Consider the following 20172-nt stretch of genomic DNA (forward strand, 5'->3'; position numbering starts at 1 on the left):
GAAATAGAATTTGAGAAAGATTTTGGACAATGAAGAAAAAGTACTTTAATTTCTTGGCTTTTGTTTTGATATTTTCTATTGGGGTTCAAAAGGTGTTCTCTATTGATAATATTCGCCCTTCTGGATCTAATCCGCCACTGGAATGGTATTATCCTTCTGAAGAGCTTGAAGGTTCTATAGGTGTATTTGAAGATTTACCTCTCGACAATCCCTCGGATAATGTATTTACTATTACTATAAAAGATCTACCTAAGGGACCTGTTGAGGTTTGGTTAAGCTACGAGCTATATGGCGTCGCTGATTATACGGGAATTTCTTATAGTATAAATGATCAGCTTTCCACTGGAGGTATATTTGCAATTATTTCATCGGGCTGGCATCCCCAAAAAGAGCGTATAAAAAAGGAGTGGTTAAAACCCGGCAAAAATCTTATCCGATTTACCCTGCCAAAAAATTCAAAATACAATTATAAGATCCGAAATCTGGGTGTAAAAATGAGGGCAGTAGGTTCTGAGGATCGTGGTATAGTAATCAATAAACCCTTTAATCGTCTATATACTAATAATCAAGCCTATCTTAAAGGTTTTATTACCGGTAGCAACGGTAATCAGGCTAAAGTATTTATTGATGATGAGCCCATTTCCTTAGTTGGGTCGGGATTTGAGGCTATATTGAACATATCGAGGATAGATCAGGATAATAATAAAACCATTAAAGCGATATTTCCCGATGGTGAGATAATTCAAAAAAGGGTCTCGTTCCAGCCTTACGCGAAAACTTTTTTAGTAAATAGTGTTTCTCCTCGATCTTTAGAAATTGAGACCAATCAGTTTGTACCCGGGAAAAGCTTCGATATTCTGTTGGCAGGGGCGAAAGTGTCTCTAGGTCCTCATGCCTTTAAGAATTCTAAAACCATTTCATTGAATGCCTTAAGGGTTGTGGATTTACCCTCTTTGAATGCCAATATTATTAATGTTACAAACACCCATGACGGTTATCGGTTTTTACCTTATGGAATATCGATGGAGGAAAATGCTATGGTTTCTTTAGAGTATCAAAAGGAAAAAATTCCGGATGGTTATACAGAGAATGATATACGAACATTTTATTTTAATAATGAATTAAAAAAGTGGATGGTTCTCAGGAAAGTACGCTTGGACAAAGAGAATCAGCAGATCATTTCTGAAATTAATCAATTTACTGATTTGATCAATGGGGTACTAATGGTTCCAAATGCACCCGAGACTTTAGGATTTATCCCTACAACTATGCAGAACATGAAGGTAGCCAACCCTTCCGTGGGAGTCAATACCATAGAACCTCCTCAGTCTAATTCCATGGGAACTGCAACGCTGTCGTATCCCATTGAAATTCCTGCAGGACGACAAGGGATCCAGCCAGAAATTAATATTCAATATAATAGTGATGGAGGTAGTGATTGGCTAGGTTTAGGTTGGGATTTACAGTTAGGGAGCATAACTATAGAAACCCGTTGGGGTGTCCCACGTTATTTGCATGATAAGGAATCGGAGACCTATTTACTGGAAGGAGAGCAACTTTGGCCGGTTGCCCACCGAAACGAATTGGTTGAAAGAACGCCCGAAAAACGATTTTATAAACGTATTGAAGGTGATTTTACCAAAATAATTCGGCATGGCAATAACCCTACAAATTATTGGTGGGAAGTTACTAATAAATCAGGGGTTCGTTATTCATATGGGGGTTCTTCCAACTTAGGTACCATCGATGAAAATGCGGTATTAAGAGACGCAAACAACAACATTGCGAAATGGGGATTGGTAGAGATGCGGGATTTAAATGGAAATTTTTGCAAATATGAATACAGTAAGGTTCAGGATCCAGGTATTTCCGGGGGTACCGTTCCGGGATATAATAATTATCCAAAAAAAATAGTGTACACTGGGCATGGTTCTTCAGTGGGAAGTTATGTGATAGATTTTATAAGAGATCGTGAACTAGGCGAGGAACTGAGAAAAGATGTATCCATAGACGCTTTGTTTGGCTTTAAAAAAGTAAGTAATGATTTACTGAGGAAAATAGAGGTTTCCTTTAAAGGGAATAAGATTCGTAGTTACGAGCTCAACTACATCGAAGGGGCCTTTTTCAAAACCTTATTAAGTCGAATTACTCAATTGGATGCCTCAGATATGGTATTTAATCATCATGAGTTTTCCTATTATGACGATGTCGATTCAGAAAATGGATATGAACCCTATATGCCTGATGCTTATTGGGAGGGGCCTGATGATGATATTTCCGGAAACAACTTTTTGGATAAATCCTCTATGTTGGGTGGATCAAATTCGGCAGGGGGAGGTTTTGGAATGGCTGTTACAGTGGGGCCGTTTGACGGTCTGCTTTTTACTAAGGATAATACCGCAGGGGCTAATGTAGGTGCTAACCTTTCAAGATTTAATGGGTTGATTGCTTTTATCGATATTAATGGGGATGGGCTGGACGATAAGGTATTTAAATCTAATTCGACATCGGGTCTTTATTTTCGTCCAAATTTATCTGATAAACAAGGAAACATCCTTTTTGGTGATCCTATAGAAATTACAGGGATTTCGGATTTTGAAGTAGGTTGGAACAGTAGTGTGAATTGGGGTGTTGAATCGAATTTTATAGTTCGTGCTGCCAAAGATAATGCGATTACTACGAATGTTACTAATACTTACTTTGCTGATGTAAATGGCGATAAGTTAATGGATATTGTAAAAAGAGGTACTGTGTATTTTAACCGTTTGATTGATGGAGTACCAACGTTTTCAACAACAAGTGCCGGTACACCGAGCCCAATATTTGCGAATAATGCCATAGATGGTGATATTGTACAACCAGAAACAGAGGAAGAAAAACAGCAAAGAATTGATGATAACCCTTTACATGACGTCATTCGGGTATGGGAAGCACCCTATAAAGGAATCGTAAATATCTATGCTCCCGTTTCTCTTTTAAAACCTGATGATCCAGCCATAGTAGGTGCTGAGGATGGTGTTCGTGTTGCAATTCAACGTGGTGGCACAGAACTTTGGAGTAAAATTATAGACCCTGAGGATTTTAGTCAACATCTTCCTGCTAGTGTTGCTGAAGTTTCTATAAATGCCGGTGACCGAATTTATTTCAGGGTGCAATCTATTGAGAATGGCACGAATGATCAGGTGATATGGAAACCCATTATTACCTATCTGAATTTTGGTTCGCAACGGATGGATGCCAATGAATTACCAGTATTTCAATTCAATTCTTATAAGGATTTTTTATTGTCGGCACCTATGTCTATTGGGATGCCTATTGATGGAACCATAACCATAGAGGGTCACTTAACAAAACCTCTGACTTCAGACAATATGATTTTGGAAATTGTTAAGGAGGGGAAGGGCACTGCTGAAGTAAGTACCTTAACAATTACCAAAGCACCCCTGCTTGCACGGAAATGTAAAATAATCCTGAATGGTACCGAACATACACTTTCTACAATACGGGGATCTGAGAATGAGTTAGCCACTGAACTTAATAAGGAAATCAATAAAATTACGGGATACCGGTCTACAGTTTCAGAAAATGTGATCACGATTACTTCGGATTATCCCAGAAGTGAAATTGATTTACAGTTCGATCCATTTAGAGCTCCAAGTATGAAGGCGGAGGCGAAAACAACGGTACAAGGTGAGGACGGTGATCGCAGAGTATTCAAGCATCTAGATCTGCAATGGAACGATGTCGAGATGAATACGGATATTACTTTAGAAAATGTTACAGTGGAAAAGGATGATGAGCTATTTTTCAGGTTACTATCAGATACCGACATTCCATGGCCTGCGATAGAGTGGCATCCCAGAGTTTACTACACGGCTTCATCCGATCCTGATTTTACGGACGTAACTGATGATGAAGATAATCCTCTTTTGGAATATTTTCCAGTGGTAGATCACAGCATTTATAATAAGAGTATTACTCCCACAGGTTCCTGGAAACCTGAACAAAAGGATACCATTAGTGTTTTACCAAAATTACCTAATAATATTATAATCCAATCTGATGATATTACCGTTGATGATAATGAAAACAAGATCATCTTTACGATCAAAAAGGCAAATGAATTGGTTCATAAGGAAGAAAGGGAAGTTGTCTTTGTTCCAGAGCCATTCAGCGGATTAGATGTGTACAGGGTTGAGTTACCAGACAATTTTTCTTCACAAGAATTGATAGTTGATGATAATGAAGAATATTTTTTCGATTTCTACTTAAAAAACACCAAAGTGGCTCTTAGTTTAGTGCTTTCTCAGGTTGAATTATCGATATCCGATGAAACAACCCTAATCTCTGCAGGAATTCATACGATCAGGGCAGAAGACCCTATTTTTGGTAGTATGTATAGAGGTTGGGGACAATTTGCGTACAACGGTAATCGAGCCAGGGGCGAGAATCCTATCAATGAAAAGGATCTGAAATTTGATGATTCCTATTATAATGACAATTCGGAAATTGATGGCACGGAATCACAAGAAGAAATTATAAGTAGCCTCGAGAACTCCGGGGGTAATGACCCTTCCAAAACGGTATTTATTTATATGACTCCTGATGTTCGAAAGCTTTCCTATTTAGGATATGATGATCTAACTTATGTGAAAAGGGATAGTGTAAGTTCATCCCGATTGGGAATGGACGATATCAACCAGATTTCACCCATTAGCGACGATGGTCCAAGTGGAGGCACAGGGGCAAAGGCCATTAGAATAGTTAATGTAACGTACAATCGAAGTATTCAGGGTGGCTTCAGACAAGTGGTGGGAAACGTTAGTTTAGGGACCACAAATCAAAGCTATAATTACATGGATATGAATGGTGATGGGTACCCCGACATTGTTTCTTTTCTAAAAATTCAATATACTTTACCTACAGGAGGCTTACAGAAAAAAGCCTTAGATCTTAACGATGATTTGAATGGCTCCGATATTACACTCCATGGTTCTCTTGGTGTCAATGGTGGTGGAGAAATGATAAATTCAAATAGATTTACCAAAGCAAAAAGTGGAAATAAAGCTGGTAAAGCCGGGAAAACTGCAGCGGCGCAAGGTACTTTTGGAATAAACGGTAGTATTAATGGTGACTTGGTCGCATTCTCATTTATAGATATTAATAATGATGGTTTGCCGGATAAAGTTAAGGCGGATGGAAATGTAGCTTTAAATTTAGGTTATAAATTTAGTGATTATGAAAAGTGGGATTTTCTTGGAATTAATGAAGGACAAACCATAAGTATTGGGGCCGGCTTAGCTGTAAATATTAGTTATGGGAGTATTGAGGCCGGTTTAGGCTTAAGCAGAAGCTGGAATATTCCTCGTTTAAATTTGCAGGATATCAATGGTGATGGATTGTTGGATTGGATTCTTGATGACGAAGTTAAACTTCCCATGGATCTTGATTTAGTTAAGGAATTGGATCCTGATATTTTTAATAGTATTGAAACCCCTCTTGATTCTCTTGTTTTGAAAGAAGATATCATGGTCCGAATAAACACCGGAAATGGATTTTCAGATCGGATACCATGGAAAAATGCAAAAAAGATAGGGAAAGAAAAGACATTAGGTTCTTCCGTGAATGCGGCCTTTACCGCTTGTATTCCCATCTTAGTGCCCCCAGGAATCCCTGTAGCTAAAGTGTGTTTTAATCCTGATGCCGACGTCAGTAGAGGATTCAGTAAAAGTACCTTTAGAATATCTGATTTTGACGGTGATGGATTTCCCGACCTATTAGCTTCAAACAGTCAAAATCATATGCAGGTCAACAAGTCCGCTATAGGTAGAACAAACCTTTTAAAAGAAGTTATAAGGCCTCTTGGCGCCAAGTTTACCTTCAATTATCAAGCCCTTGGTAATACCTATGATCTCCCACAAAGTCGTTGGACCCTCTCTCAGGTTGAAATTTTTGATGGATTTAAAGGTGATGGGGCAGATACTTTAGTGAATACCTTCGAATATAAACATGGCAAGTATAATCGTAATGAACGCGAGTTTTATGGTTTCAGCAAAGTCATTACCAATAATCTAGATATCCAAAGTAACCGAAGTATTTACAGATCGGTGGTTGAAAACTATAACACTGAGAATTACTATACCAAAGGTCTATTGTCCTCAGTGGTTATTCAGGACGCCGAAGGCAATAAATTTACCGAGACAGTGAATAACTATGCTTTAAAGGATATTTACTCAGGGGAGACCGCATCAAATACTAATTCAGATGACGGTGTATTTTTTCCCGCTTTGGAAAAAACTCAAACACGCTACTACGAAGGACAATCTGAACCGGAGAAGATTTCCAGTCAGGAATATAGCTATGATGCTATCGGAAATCTGATCAAATATACTGATTTTGGGGACGAGGATACCGAAGATGATTATACTACATTTATAAGTTATCACCATATTCCCTCGGCTAACATATTAGATATTCCTTCCTTGATTGAAGTTAAAAGCAATGGAAAAACCTATAGGAAACGCAGTTCAGAAATAGATCAGAATACTGGGAAAATCACCAAACTAAGTAAATATTTAGAAAATGGTGATAAGGCAGATTCTGATATGACTTACGATGCATTTGGCAATCTAACTGAAATTAAAAATCCTGAGAATATCGATGGTGACCGATTTTTTTATAAATACCAATATGACCCTGAAGTTTCAACTTATATTACCTCCATAACAGATGCCTACGGCTATACTTCTAAAACGGATTACGACTATCGATTTGGTAAAATACTTCTGAATACTGATATCAATAACCAGCCAGTTAAATATGAATTGGATGAGGTGGGTAGAATACAAAGGATAACCGGACCAATGGAATTGGCTCAGGGCAAACCCTATACTATGGCCGTGGAATATAATATTGACAGTGAGGTTCCCTGGGCACGAACGAAACATTATGATCCGCAGCATACGGATAATGACATGGAAATTATCACCTTTATTGATGGATTGAAACGAACGATTCAAATAAAAAAGGATGCCTCTTTATTTTCTGATAAATCTACTCAGGATGAGGAACAAATGATTGTTTCAGGAATTTCGAAATACGACGCATTTGGCCGTGATATTGAAACCTATTATCCACTCACTGAACCTAAAGGCAATGAATCACAAATAACTGAGCAACATGATCAAGTGCCTCCGGCAACTTTCAGTTATGATGTTTTAGATAGAGTTACTGAAATAAAAGATCCCGACGGAACGATTTCCAGACAGGATTATGGGTTTGGGGCAGATCGCGAAGGTCATATTCAATTCACCACCAAGTTTACTGATGGAAACGGTGTGATAAAGGAAGAGTTTAGAAATGTAAGGCAGCTAACAACCTCGGTTAAAGAACAGTATAGTCAGGGTAACGACGTTTGGACTAGTTACAAATATAGTCCTGTGAATTCCCTGATAGATGTTATAGATGATCAGGAAAACCATATGACTATTAATTATGATTGGTTGGGGAGACGCACCGAAATCACACATCCGGATTTAGGAACCACCAGTTATGTTTTTGACCTTAATAATAATCTTGTTAAAAAAATATCATCTAATCTTAAAAAAACGGGAAATGCCATTACCTATGGATATGAATTTGAAAGATTAACCCAAATATCATATCCCGAAAACCCACAGAATAATGTGAAATACACCTATGGAAAAGCCCAAACTGAAGGTCATGGTGCCGGCCGTGTGGTCCTTCAGGAGGATGCTACAGGGGCTCAGGAGTTTTACTATAATCCCATAGGTTCTCTTACCAAGAATATTCGTACGATAATTGTTCCTGATAAAAGACCACTTACCTACGAAACCCACTGGGAGTACGATACTTGGGGAAGAGTACTTAAAATGACATACCCTGATAAAGAACAGGTTACATACAGCTATAATTTAGGAGGTAATCTGGCTTCTATGGGAGGAGATAAAGATGGTGGTAAAAGCGATTATTTGAAACGTTTGGGTTACAATAAGTTTGAGCAGGTGGTGTATTTAGGTTACGGAAATGGCACTGAAATGGATTATCATTATTTTACGAATGATTTTGGCTTATTGCAGTCTATGGAAGCTAATACTCCAGACCATCGAACCTTGATGAATAATCATTACACTTATGATGATGCTGACAATATTTTAGCAATTCAAAACAAAGCGACCAATAAGCGAAGTAATGTTATGGGAGGCGAGAGCGATTATAACCTCAAATATGATGATTTATATCGCCTTACTTCGGCTACCGGAATCCAGAAAAAAGCCTCTCAGGAAAATCAGTTTGAACTTGAAATGTCCTATAATAGTATTCATAATATTATCTCAAAAAATCAAATTCAGCGATTCAAAAATCAAAAGCAAAAGGATTGGGGTACTCGCAAGAAAATGACCTATGACTATAAATATGAATATGATGAAAACCAACCTCATGCGCCAATTCATATTGGAGAACAGACCCTTACTTATGATCTCAACGGTAATCTAACAGGGGTTACTCAGGATCAAAGTGGCCGGGAACGGAAGCTGGTTTGGGACGAAGAAAATCGAATTATGGCCATTGCTGATAATGGCGCTATTTTTAGTTATGTTTATGATGCTGAAAATCAACGGGTTCTTAAAAGCAATGGCGGAGGGCAAATGGTGGCTATAAACGGCGATGTTAAAGCAGGAAAGGGTAGTATCGGTAATTATACGGTTTACGTAAATCCCTATGCTGTAGTTCGCAATAGCATGGTAACCAAACACTATTATGTGAACGGTCAACGTATCGCTACAAAACTCGTAGAAAGCAATGAAGGCCATCTTCAAACAAGTGCCGGAGAAGGTAAATCATCACCCATTAACTATCAGGTAAAGCAAGGACAACTTAAGGCAGGATTTGCTAGAGCATATTCAAAACTTGGTATTGAAGTAGAAGATTGGGAAAGTGAAAAATCAACCTCAGATTCCTCAATGTCTGAAAAAACAGATATGAATACTGAACAAACCCCCTCAAAAGTAAATTCTAATACTAAAGGAGGTTTTATATATTATTACCATCCAGATCAGGTTGGAAATACATTATATATTACGGATGCTAACGGTGACGTTTCCCAGTATGTGACGTTTATTCCTTTTGGAGAAACCTTTATTGAGGAGCATAGTAATACAGAACGAACGCCTTACCTATACAATGGAAAAGAGCTAGATGAGGAAACAGGCTTGTATTATTACGGAGCTCGATACTATAATCCCGCAACCAGTACCTGGAATTCAGTTGATCCTTTGATTGATAGTGATTATTTGAATACCCAACCTCATAAAGGGGTTTTCAACCCTATTAATTTAGCGGTTTATAGTTTTACTGGTCAAAATCCAATAAGGTATACTGATTTTGAAGGAAATGAAATTGCTGAAAAATCTATTTACGAAGGAAGTGGTATTGTTGGTGTTTTAACAGATTATTTTGAAAGAGAATCTGGTAATAATAAATCGTATTCTTTTGATAAAATCAAGAATCGGTATTTCTGGTCTGGTGGCCCAGAACCAAAAAATGCGGCTTTAAGGGCGGCTTTAGCAGAGGGCGCATTTACCTTGGAAATGACCAATGAGGGCCGGCGACTTGAAAAATTGGGTAGCCTTAACTTACTTAGTTCCGATGTTATGCTAAAATTGTGGGTACAGCATTCGAAAGCTTTTGCATCGGGTGCAACAGGTAATGTCAAGGTGTTTTTGGGCGAACAACTAAGAAAAGGCAATGTTTGGGAAACTCAAGAAAGGGGCATCGTGATGAGGGTGAATCAAAAGGGATATTTAGAGTTCAGGGTTAGGAAAAAGAAAGGCACCGGAAAACCTTAAATCCATACGTAATAATAAAATTATAAAATTAATTCAGGCCAAAAAAATTGGAGCCTATATAAAAATCCAGTTACCGTAAAATGGTATCCAAATTAGGGTTAAGATGCTCCTAACATTCTTAACGGGCCTCGAGATGCCTCTTCAGCGGCATTTGTGCTTTAGCCTTGTTATAATTGCAAGAGTATTTTCCTTCTGAAATCAAAAAAATAATAAACAGATCTAGCTGAAAAATAATAAATAGACTAAGTTCAGATCAATATAAAATGAAGCCAACATTGTAATCCCCAATTATTTTAAAACTCTTCTGGGAATTATCTCGCTTGAAAAGAAATAGATGTGCCCATTGTTTACGCCGATTATAATTATATCTAAGCTTTGCTTTGTGCAATTAGTACAATAAAAAATATTATTTTTAGTTTAATTCATTATATTTACGTTTGCGCACACGAAAAGTATATTTTTACACTATTGCGCGAATGTAGAGACTCAGTGAAAAAGGCAAAAAATGAAAAATAAATCGTTTAAGCGATAAATAGCATTCGGATAATTATAAATACCAGTGAGAAATACAAAACCAACTAATAATTAAAGACTAAAAATAAAATGAATTCACAAAACCAAAAAACCACTTTCAGAACTATCCTTCTTTTTGCTTTTTTACTTTTTGGAACTTACAGCTTTGGGCAGAACTGGGAAATTCTTTTTAATGGTAAAAATCTAGATGGATGGAAGCCCATTGGCGGTACAGCAAATTTTGAAGTAAAAGACGGCATGATTATCGGCTCCAGTAAAATGGATAAGCTGAACACCTTTCTTTGTACTGAAAAAAATTATTCGGATTTTATATTCGAGGTGGATGTTTACCTACCAAATCTTTTGAATTCTGGAGTTCAGTTTCGAAGTAATACAAGAGAAGAAAAGAACGGAACACGTGTATTCGGATATCAATGTGAGGTAGACCCTTCACCACGAAAATGGTCCGGTGGGTTGTATGATGAAGGGCGCCGAAAATGGATGTACCCTTTATCTCGAAATCCCAAAGCTCAGGATGCCTTCAAAATGGCAACATGGAATACAATTCGAATAGAGGCCATTGGGAATGAGATCAATACTTTTGTTAATGGTCAACTGGCGACGCGCATGGTGGATGATATGACTTCCAGCGGTTTTATAGGTTTACAAGTACACAACGTTGGATCTGAAGATCAAGTGGGCAGAAAAGTGATGTGGAAGAATATTCGCATTTTAACAGAAGATGTTGCCAATCATATTACTGCTCCAGACCCGGATGTTCCGCAGGTAAGTTATTTAAAAAATGAACTTACGGATTGGGAAAAAGATCACGGGTTTAGGTTACTTTGGGATGGTGAAACCACCAAGGGCTGGCAAGGTGCTAAGTTGGATGAATTTCCTGATTCAGGTTGGGTTATTAAAGATGGTGAACTTACGATATTGGAAACTGGAGGAGGCGAAGCTGTGGGACCCGGCGATATTGTAACAACCAAAATGTATAGTGATTTTGAATTGGAACTGGAGTTTAAAATGACTGAAGGCGCCAATAGTGGGATTAAATATTTTGTAGATCCCAGTCTTAACAAAGGTACCGGTTCTGCAATTGGATGTGAGTTTCAAATTTTAGATGATAAACTGCACCCGGATGCTAAATTAGGGGTTTTAGGCAATAGAACTGTGGGGTCTCTTTATGATTTAATTACAGCTAAAAATCTATCAACTCAAGGAAGATCCAAAACTTTTAATGGTATTGGTAACTGGAATAAAGCGAGAATTGTTTCTAAAGGTGGTAAAATTGAGCACTGGTTGAATAATGAAAAAGTTGTAGAATACGATCGTTTTTCACAGATGTTCGAGGCTTTGGTGAATTATAGCAAATATCAAAAATGGGAGAATTTCGGGCGTTGGCCGGAAGGTACCATATTATTGCAGGACCACGGGAACACTGTAAGTTTTAGAAGTATAAAAATCAGAGAATTTTAGAAATGACAACAAGAAGAAGTTTTATTAAAAAGACCACATTGGCAGGAACAGCAATTACCATTGGTAGTTCAGCTATGGCTATGAGTGCCAAAAGTTATAATAATATTATAGGATCTAATGAACGATTAAATGTTGCAATTGCTGGTTTGGGCAGGCGTGTTAAAGCATTTTACGAGCCTATTGGAGCTAAAGAAAGTAATGTAAAGTTATTGTATTTATGCGATGTCATGGAAAGTCAAAGGCTAAAAGCCTCAAAGGAAATTAGTAATCATATTAACTATAAACCGGAATTAGAAAACGATATTCGCAAGGTTTTGGAGGATAAAGATGTCGATATTTTAATTAACGCAACCCCAGATCATTGGCATGCGCCAGGGTCTATCATGGCTATGAAAGCAGGTAAGCATGTTTATGTAGAAAAGCCTTGTAGTCATAATATGTATGAAAATGAACAGTTGGTTAGTGCAGCGAAACAATATAATAAGATTGTTCAGATGGGAAATCAGCAGCGTTCTTCGGTTCACACCATAGAAATAATTAATAAAATTCACAATGGGTTGATAGGCAATCCGTATATGGCAGTTGCTTTTTATTGCAATGACCGTGGTTCGGTTCCTGTTCAGAAAAAGGCAGCGATTCCGCAAGGTCTGGATTGGGACTTGTGGCAAGGTCCTGCTCCAAGACGTGATTATACTTCTGAAACCTGGGACTATAATTGGCATTGGTATGGCTGGGATTATGGTACGGCCGAGGCCGGGAATAACGGGACTCATGAAATGGATGTTGCGCGCTGGGCACTTCAGGTCGATTTCCCGAAGCATGTTTCTGTAGAGGCCGAGAAGCGTCATTTTTTAGAGGATGGCTGGGATATGTATGATGATATGGTAGCCACCTTCAATTTCAAGGATAATAAGGTCATTAAATGGGATGGAAAATCTAGAAACGGATATAGTACCTATGGCGCAGGGCGCGGCACAATAATTTATGGTACCGAGGGTTCTGTTTTAGTAAATCGAAACATATATAAACATTTCGACCGCAGAGGAAAGCTTGTCAAAGAATATAACTCAAGTAATAATGAAGCAGGAACAGCACTTGGAGGCGGCGGTGATACGTCTACAAAACATGTTCAAAATTTATTCGAAACCATTCGAGGAAAGTCTGCTTTAACAGCACCAATTGACGACGCCAGTATAAGTATGGCGATGGTTCATTATGCCAATATGGCTTATAGAGTCAAACATGGTTTTGATGTTAATGAAACTACTGGTCAGATTTATGATCGATCAGCCATGGAACTATGGAGTAGAACATACGAACCGGGCTGGGAGTTATAATGATGTGTTGTAAGCAAAGTCCCTAACAAAAATTGAATATGAAATTAAAAAATGAACGACGTAAATTTTTGAAAAATACCTCCCTTGCCGTAGGAGGTGTTTTATTATCCCAGTATCTGCTACATGGTGAAAATAAAAACCTAGACGAGAAAACAGGAAAGGTAATTAGGGTAGGTGTTGTTGGTGTCGGAGACAGAGGCTCAGGTCATATGCGACTTATTAAGAAGATCGATGCTCTAAAAGTGGTTGCCTATTGTGATGTCATCCCGTTTCGTTTAGAAAGTGCTATGAAGTTAGCACCAGATGCCAAGGGATACAAAGACTACAGGGATTTACTTGATGATAAAAATGTTGATGCCGTTATTATAGCCACACCCTACAGTATGCACGGGAAAATGGCTTTGGACACATTAAACGCCGGAAAACATGTGTTTTGTGAAAAAACCATGATTCGTGGTTACACTGAGACTCAGAAAGTATTGGATAAAGTGAATAGTGGGAACCTTATTTTCATGACTGGGCACCAACATCGAAGCAGTCCTTTATATCAAAAAGTCAAAAATATTATAGATTCCGGTTACATTGGTGATCTTGTAGAGATCAATTGTCAATGGAATAGAAATAATGACTGGAGGCGTGTGGTATCCGATCAGAAGTGGGAGCGGATGATCAACTGGCGCATGTATCGCGAATATTCAGGAGGCTTGGTAGCCGAATTATTATCCCATCAGATTGATATCGCCAACTGGTATACAAATAGTCAGTTAACGAAAATTACCGGAATAGGTGGTATAGATTTTTATAAGGATGGCAGAGAAACCTTCGACAATGTTCATGTTAATTGTAAATATGAAAATGGTGTAACATTGTCATTATCTTCAACAACAGCGAATGCTTATGGTGGTTATGAGATCCGCATTTTAGGTAGAAAAGGCACCATTGTTTTGAGTCGGGAAAAAGGTCATATTTATTCTGAAAATTCTAGGGCTAAAAAGCAAGGTCTTGTAGACGGTGTATCCGGGGCAACTCAGGCCTGGGAATCCGCTGAAGGTTGGCCAATAGATGCTGATGGGCAAGATTCTACGATGTATGCCTTGAATGATTTTGTTGAAGCTATATTTACGAACCAGCAACCAATATCAAACGTAAAAACCGGTGCTGTTGCTTCAAAATCTGTAGATATTATATTAGATGCACTTCATTCTGAAGAAGAAAAATTCTGGAAAGATTATCCTAAAATGAAATTGAGCTAAAACGGAATTCAATTAGGAAATTGAAAAAAAATTAGTTCCTTCCTATTATAGACTTTTCAATAATTGAGTATTATGACATTATTCAAACATACATTTTTAATCATTGGATTATTAGCTTGCTACTTGGGTTCTGCCCAAGAGGAATTGCTTTATAAAACCATCGACACAACGGAGTTATACATGGAGGTTTTTATGCCTAAAGACTTTCAAACAGATAAAAAATATCCAGGAATGGTATTCTTTTTTGGAGGTGGTTGGAAAAATGGAAGTACTGATCAATTTAAACCACATGCTGAATATTTTTCCAAAAGGGGGTTAATTTGTTTTCTTGTAGATTATCGGGTAGAAAAAAGACAGCATACGACACCTTTTGAGTCCGTAAAGGACGCCAAATCGGCGATTCGTTTCATCCGTGGGCACGCTGATAAGTTTCAATTAGATCCCACAAAACTTATAGCTTCCGGGGGTTCAGCCGGTGGTCATTTAGCAGCGGCTTCAGCCTTGATTAAAGATTATAATGACCCAGATGATGATCTTTCTATAAGCGCTATTCCTAATGCCCTTGTATTATTTAATCCGGTTTTTGATAATGGTCCCGGTGGTTATGGTTATGGCAGAATTGGAGATGCCTATAAGAATTTTTCCCCGCTTCATAACCTAAGGGAAGGTGCCCCGCCAACGCTTATCCTTTTGGGAACCAAAGATCATTTGGTTCCCGTTGAAACCGCTGAATACTATCAGATAGTCATGGAAAAAATGGGGAGTCGCTGCGAGCTTAAATTGTTTGAAAATCAACGTCATGGCTTTTTCAACTATAAAAATTTTAAAAATTATCAAGAAACTGTTTTGGAAGCTGATAGGTTTTTGGTGTCTTTAGGTTTTCTTGGTGAAGAACCAAAAGTTAAAATAGAATAGGACCTTAAGTTCAAAATAATAATGCTGAACAAAAATTTTAAATTATTTTTTAGCCGAAAATGTAGGGTCAAATGGTTGCTTATTTTAGTTGTTGGTAGCAATCAATTTGGTTGTGAAAAAAAACAAGAAATTAAACAAACACCCAATATTTTATTGCTTTGTGTTGATGACTTACGTCCGGAACTAAATTCTTTTGGCGCGTCCTATATTTATTCGCCTAACATAGATAGTTTAGCTAGAAAAGGCGTCTCCTTTAAAAAACATTTTGTAAACGCGCCTAGTTGTGGCCCTTCGCGCTATACTTTACTCACTGGAATTTATGGTCCTCCTAATAATAATGCACTTTTTTTAAGAGCCCAAAAAGTCAGAGAAGGAAAAAAGGGGATACACCCAAGTATGCCCGAGTGGTTTCGATCTCATGGCTATAAAACTGTCTCTGTAGGTAAGGTGTCGCATCATCCCGGAGGTCGTGGTGGAAAGGATTGGAATGATAGCACACTGATTGAAATGCCAAATGCCTGGGATAAAAGCTTAATGCCTGTCGGACCTTGGATGCATCCGAGGGGTGCTATGCATGGTTTGGCAAATGGCGAGATTCGAAAAAATACCGGAGATATGGATGTATATCAATCTGCTGGCGGTTCTGATGTAAGTTATCCGGACGATTTAATAACGGCTGAATCCCTCCAACAATTACAGGAGCTTACAGGTAAGAATGATAAACCTTTCTTTTTAGCTGTCGGTCTCATTAAACCACATTTACCTTTTGGCGCACCTCAATCGTTTTACGAATTGTATAATGGCATTGATCTTCCTCCTATAAAACACCCTGAAAAACCTCAAGGGGTATCTACCTGGCACAGTTCGCAGGAATTTATGAAATATAATCACTGGGACAAGGATCCCAATGAAAATCAAGAGTTTGCAGATTTGGTGCGCAGACATTATGCCGCCTGTGTGAGTTATGCCGATGCACAAATTGGAAAAATAATTACCGAATTAAAACGGACCGGAGCAGATAAAAATACTATTGTAGTATTATGGGGCGACCACGGTTGGCATCTTGGTGAACATGCTATTTGGGGAAAACATAGTTTGTTTGAGGAGTCCTTGCATTCACCACTTATTATCTATGACCCAACAAAGACTAAAAATAAAAATGAGGTTGATGGGATTGTTCAGACCTTAGATATTTTTCCAACGCTTTGTGATCTTACTGGCGTTGAAATGCCAGAGTTCACTGAAGGAATTTCCTTAAAGGATATTTCATTTGCGAATGATTCAATTAACCAATCGAGTATTGCGTATACCACTAAAGCAAAAACGATAAGAACTGGAACCCATCGTTTAGTCATTCACAACAATGGTTTTGTAGAATTATATGATCATATAATAGATGGTAGTGAAACAAAGAATATCGCAGAACAACATCCAGATTTGGTAAAGGAACTAACGCAGGAAATTAATGCTAAATTGCAGCATAATAGGTAATCAATCAAAACCCTGATTAGTTTACATACAATTTCTCATGATCCTCCATCCATTGGTCGATTTCGTTTTCCATGATATTCTCTTTGAGTAATATATCGATGGGTAAATAAATTTTCTTTTCCGGTTCTTTATTCTTTAGTAAAAAATCTTTCATTATCCGAATAGCCTCATAACCCTGGTCGAAAGGTTTTTGAGAAATTAGAAAAGAAACATCGCCATTCTTTAGGCACTCAATATTTTGAGGAGTATTATCGAACCCCACTATTTTTAAATGGTTAATTTGTTCTTTTGATAAGCATTCCATAATATTGGCGGTCCTACTGGAAGGAATAAAAAGACCATTAACGTCTGTGTTTTCTTTTAAGAATTGATTTAATTTTTGATGGCAACTTTTAACATCATTTAGGTTTTCAAGATTTAGGTAAACGATATCAACGGGATTGTTGATACTACTAAAAAAAGTATCAAACCCTTCAATACGTTTAGCAATAGCATTGTTATCGCCAACATTGTTTTCGGATTGGACAATCAGCACCTTGGGTTTATTTAGAATACATAAATGCATTAATTTACCAGCAATAAACCCTGCCTTGTATGAATCCTGACCAATATATATGCTGTTTTCAAATGAATCCAAATCAATATTTAAGAACATAAATTTGATATTTAAATGTTTTAATTCATTTACAATTATTGATGTTTCCTTCAAGAACATGGGAACGAATATCACCGCCGAGGGATTTGTTTTCAAAAGGGCATCAAAGGCTTTTTTGTATGATTTGCGATCGTACTGGTTAAAATGGAAGATCTCGGCTTGAATACCCAGACTTTCGATGTCTTCAAGCGCTCTTAAAATTCCTAAATAAGGAGATTTCCAAAAGATATCACGATCATTAAAATCCGGAATTAATACAGCTACCTTGTATTTTTTTTGCATTGCCAAAGCACTGGCTACAGGATTTAAAGTGAAATTCCTCTTTTTAAGAATTTTTTTAATTTTTTCTTCAGTTTTCTTGGAAACACCACCGCGATTGTGAATGACACGGTCTACTGTGCCTTCAGAAACATTGGCTTCTATGGCTATGTCTTTTATACGGATCATTATATTGGTAATGGTATTTTATTATGCTGGGCAAATTTAATGATGATTAAACAATTGCAAGTTAATAATTTTATTCAATAAAATGTGTGCGCACACAAAAAATTGATTATATTTGCGTGTACGCCCACGAAAATATCGTGGTGGTAGCATTAAAAAAATTATAAACCAACTAAAACTAAATGAGTAAAGTAATAGTAATTACAGGAGCTGGTGGCGTTCTTTGTAGTACACTTGCAAAAGCATTAGCTAAATTAGGGCACAAAATAGCTGTGTTGGATCTAAAATTTGAGGCAGCTGAAATAGTAGCAAAAGATATAAGATCTTCAGGTGATGAAGCTCATGCTTTCGAAGCAAACGTTTTGGATAAAGCCTCTTTAGAAAAAGCTAGGACGGAAATACATAAAAAACTAGGAAGTTGTGATATTTTGATAAATGGCGCAGGAGGGAATCATCCTCTTGGCACAACCTCGAAACCATTTTTATTTGAGAGCGACTTAAAAGATACTACCGAAGGATTTAAAACCTTTTTCGACCTCGATCCTGAAGGTATAAAATTTGTTTTCAATTTGAATTTTATCGGCACGCTTCTACCTACGCAAATATTTGCAGAGGATATGGTTGGTAAAGATGGTTGTAGTATTCTTAATATATCTTCAATGAATGCTTTTACACCTTTAACTAAAATACCAGCATATAGCGGTGCTAAGGCTGCTGTATCCAATTTTACGCAGTGGTTGGCAGTACATTTTTCAAAAGTAGGAATACGTGTTAATGCATTGGCTCCGGGATTTTTCTTAACGGATCAAAATAGAACGTTGTTAACTAATTCCGACGGAAGCCTAACGCAGCGTGGGCAGCAAATTATAGACCAAACACCTATGGGAAGATATGGTGAACCTGAAGATTTGATAAGTACAACACTGTTTTTGTGTGACGAGAATTCATCGTTTGTAACCGGAGTTGTTATTCCGATTGATGGTGGGTTTTCAGCTTATAGTGGTGTGTAATAACTATTTATTTTAGAAATAATGAAACAAACATGGCGATGGTATGGACCTAATGACCCGGTATCTCTTTCTGATGTAAAACAAGCTGGTGCTACAGGTATTGTTTCGGCGTTACATCATATTCCGAACGGTGAGGTTTGGACTGTAGATGAAATTAACAATCGAAAAGAAACCATTGAAAATACCGGACTTATTTGGGACGTTGTTGAAAGTATTCCCGTGCATGAAAATATAAAAACACGGTCAGGGAATTTTCAGCACTATATCAATAATTATAAGGCAAGTATTAAAAATCTAGCTTCCTGCGGCATTCGTATTGTATGTTACAACTTCATGCCTGTTTTGGATTGGACACGAACCGATTTAGGATATACCGTTGAAGATGGATCAAAGGCTTTACGTTTTGATAAAACAGCTTTTGCGGCTTTTGAACTGTATTTATTAAAGCGCCCTGGAGCAGAGACTACCTATTCCGAATCTCAGAGAAATGAGGCTAAAAAATATCTGGAAAACCTATCCAAGGAAGATCAAGTACAACTTGTAAATAATATTATTGCAGGACTTCCCGGTGCTGAGGAGGGGTATACTTTAGAGCAGTTTCAATTTATTTTAGATACGTATAAAGATATCAACGCTAAAAAATTACAGGAAAACCTAGTTGCCTTCCTCAAGGAGATCATCCCGGTCGCATCTGAAAATGGTGTTTTAATGTGTATACACCCGGACGATCCACCGTATCCTATTTTGGGTTTACCCAGAGTTGTAAGCACTGAAGAAGACTACGCTTATTTATTTGATGCCGTGCCTGACCGATCTAATGGGATTACATTCTGTACAGGCTCTTTAGGTGTTCGTGCAGACAATAATTTAGTTCAAATTTTTAAGCGCTTTGCAGATCGGGTTCATTTTTTACACTTGCGCAGTACCAAACGTGATGATCAAGGTAATTTTTATGAGGCTAACCATCTGGAAGGTGATGTTGATATGTTTAGTGTCATCAAGGAGGTTGTGCTTGAGGAAGGTCGTAGAAACAAAGGAAAACAATGGGATGCAGAAATTCCAATGCGTCCTGATCACGGCCATCAAATGCTGGATGATTTACATAAAAAAACAAATCCTGGCTATTCAGGTATTGGGCGTTTACGTGGTCTTGCCGAGTTAAGAGGTCTGGAATTTGCCATTTCAAAAAGTTTAAACAGATAA

At 37.7% G+C, this 20172-nt stretch carries 9 protein-coding genes; 8 read left to right on the plus strand and 1 reads right to left on the minus strand.

Annotation, left to right across the window (positions count from 1 at the left end):
* Positions 1–29 precede the first annotated feature (29 nt).
* The 6 genes from V8G61_RS04860 to V8G61_RS04885 all read left to right on the plus strand — a co-directional run bounded on the left by V8G61_RS04860 (position 30) and on the right by V8G61_RS04885 (position 16860).
* Complete coding sequence (locus V8G61_RS04860; RefSeq protein ID WP_394874331.1) at positions 30–9869, plus strand: SpvB/TcaC N-terminal domain-containing protein; 9840 nt, start codon at positions 30–32, stop codon at positions 9867–9869.
* Positions 9870–10472: 603 nt separating this feature from the next.
* Positions 10473–11864, plus strand: coding sequence for a DUF1080 domain-containing protein (locus V8G61_RS04865; protein WP_394874332.1), 1392 nt, complete (start codon positions 10473–10475; stop codon positions 11862–11864).
* A 2-nt stretch (positions 11865–11866) separates the two neighbouring features.
* Positions 11867–13201 carry a Gfo/Idh/MocA family protein gene (locus V8G61_RS04870; RefSeq protein ID WP_394874333.1) on the plus strand — a complete coding sequence of 445 codons (1335 nt, stop codon included), beginning with the start codon at positions 11867–11869 and terminating at the stop codon, positions 13199–13201.
* A gap of 38 nt (positions 13202–13239) precedes the next feature.
* Positions 13240–14454, plus strand: coding sequence for a Gfo/Idh/MocA family protein (locus V8G61_RS04875; protein WP_394874334.1), 1215 nt, complete (start codon positions 13240–13242; stop codon positions 14452–14454).
* Positions 14455–14526: 72 nt separating this feature from the next.
* On the plus strand, positions 14527–15369 hold the full coding sequence (locus tag V8G61_RS04880) for an alpha/beta hydrolase (RefSeq protein WP_394874335.1): 843 nt from the start codon (positions 14527–14529) through the stop codon (positions 15367–15369).
* 75 nt (positions 15370–15444) lie between these two features.
* Entirely contained in the window at positions 15445–16860 is a 1416-nt protein-coding gene (locus V8G61_RS04885; RefSeq protein ID WP_394874336.1) for a sulfatase, read from the plus strand.
* A gap of 16 nt (positions 16861–16876) precedes the next feature.
* Here the strand turns inward: V8G61_RS04885 and V8G61_RS04890 are convergent, their stop codons facing one another.
* The gene (locus V8G61_RS04890; protein ID WP_394874338.1) at positions 16877–17962 is read right to left on the minus strand and encodes a substrate-binding domain-containing protein; all 1086 of its coding nucleotides are present in this window, start codon (positions 17960–17962) and stop codon (positions 16877–16879) included.
* A 179-nt stretch (positions 17963–18141) separates the two neighbouring features.
* On the opposite strand from V8G61_RS04890, the gene V8G61_RS04895 reads away from it, so the two are divergent.
* A complete protein-coding gene (locus V8G61_RS04895; protein WP_394874339.1) occupies positions 18142–18969 on the plus strand; it encodes an SDR family oxidoreductase in 828 nt (275 codons plus the stop codon).
* Between the two features lie 21 nt (positions 18970–18990).
* A complete protein-coding gene (uxuA, locus tag V8G61_RS04900; RefSeq protein ID WP_394874340.1) occupies positions 18991–20172 on the plus strand; it encodes a mannonate dehydratase in 1182 nt (393 codons plus the stop codon).

The organism is Gaetbulibacter sp. M240 (assembly GCF_043876815.1).
Taxonomy (GTDB): domain Bacteria; phylum Bacteroidota; class Bacteroidia; order Flavobacteriales; family Flavobacteriaceae; genus Gaetbulibacter_A.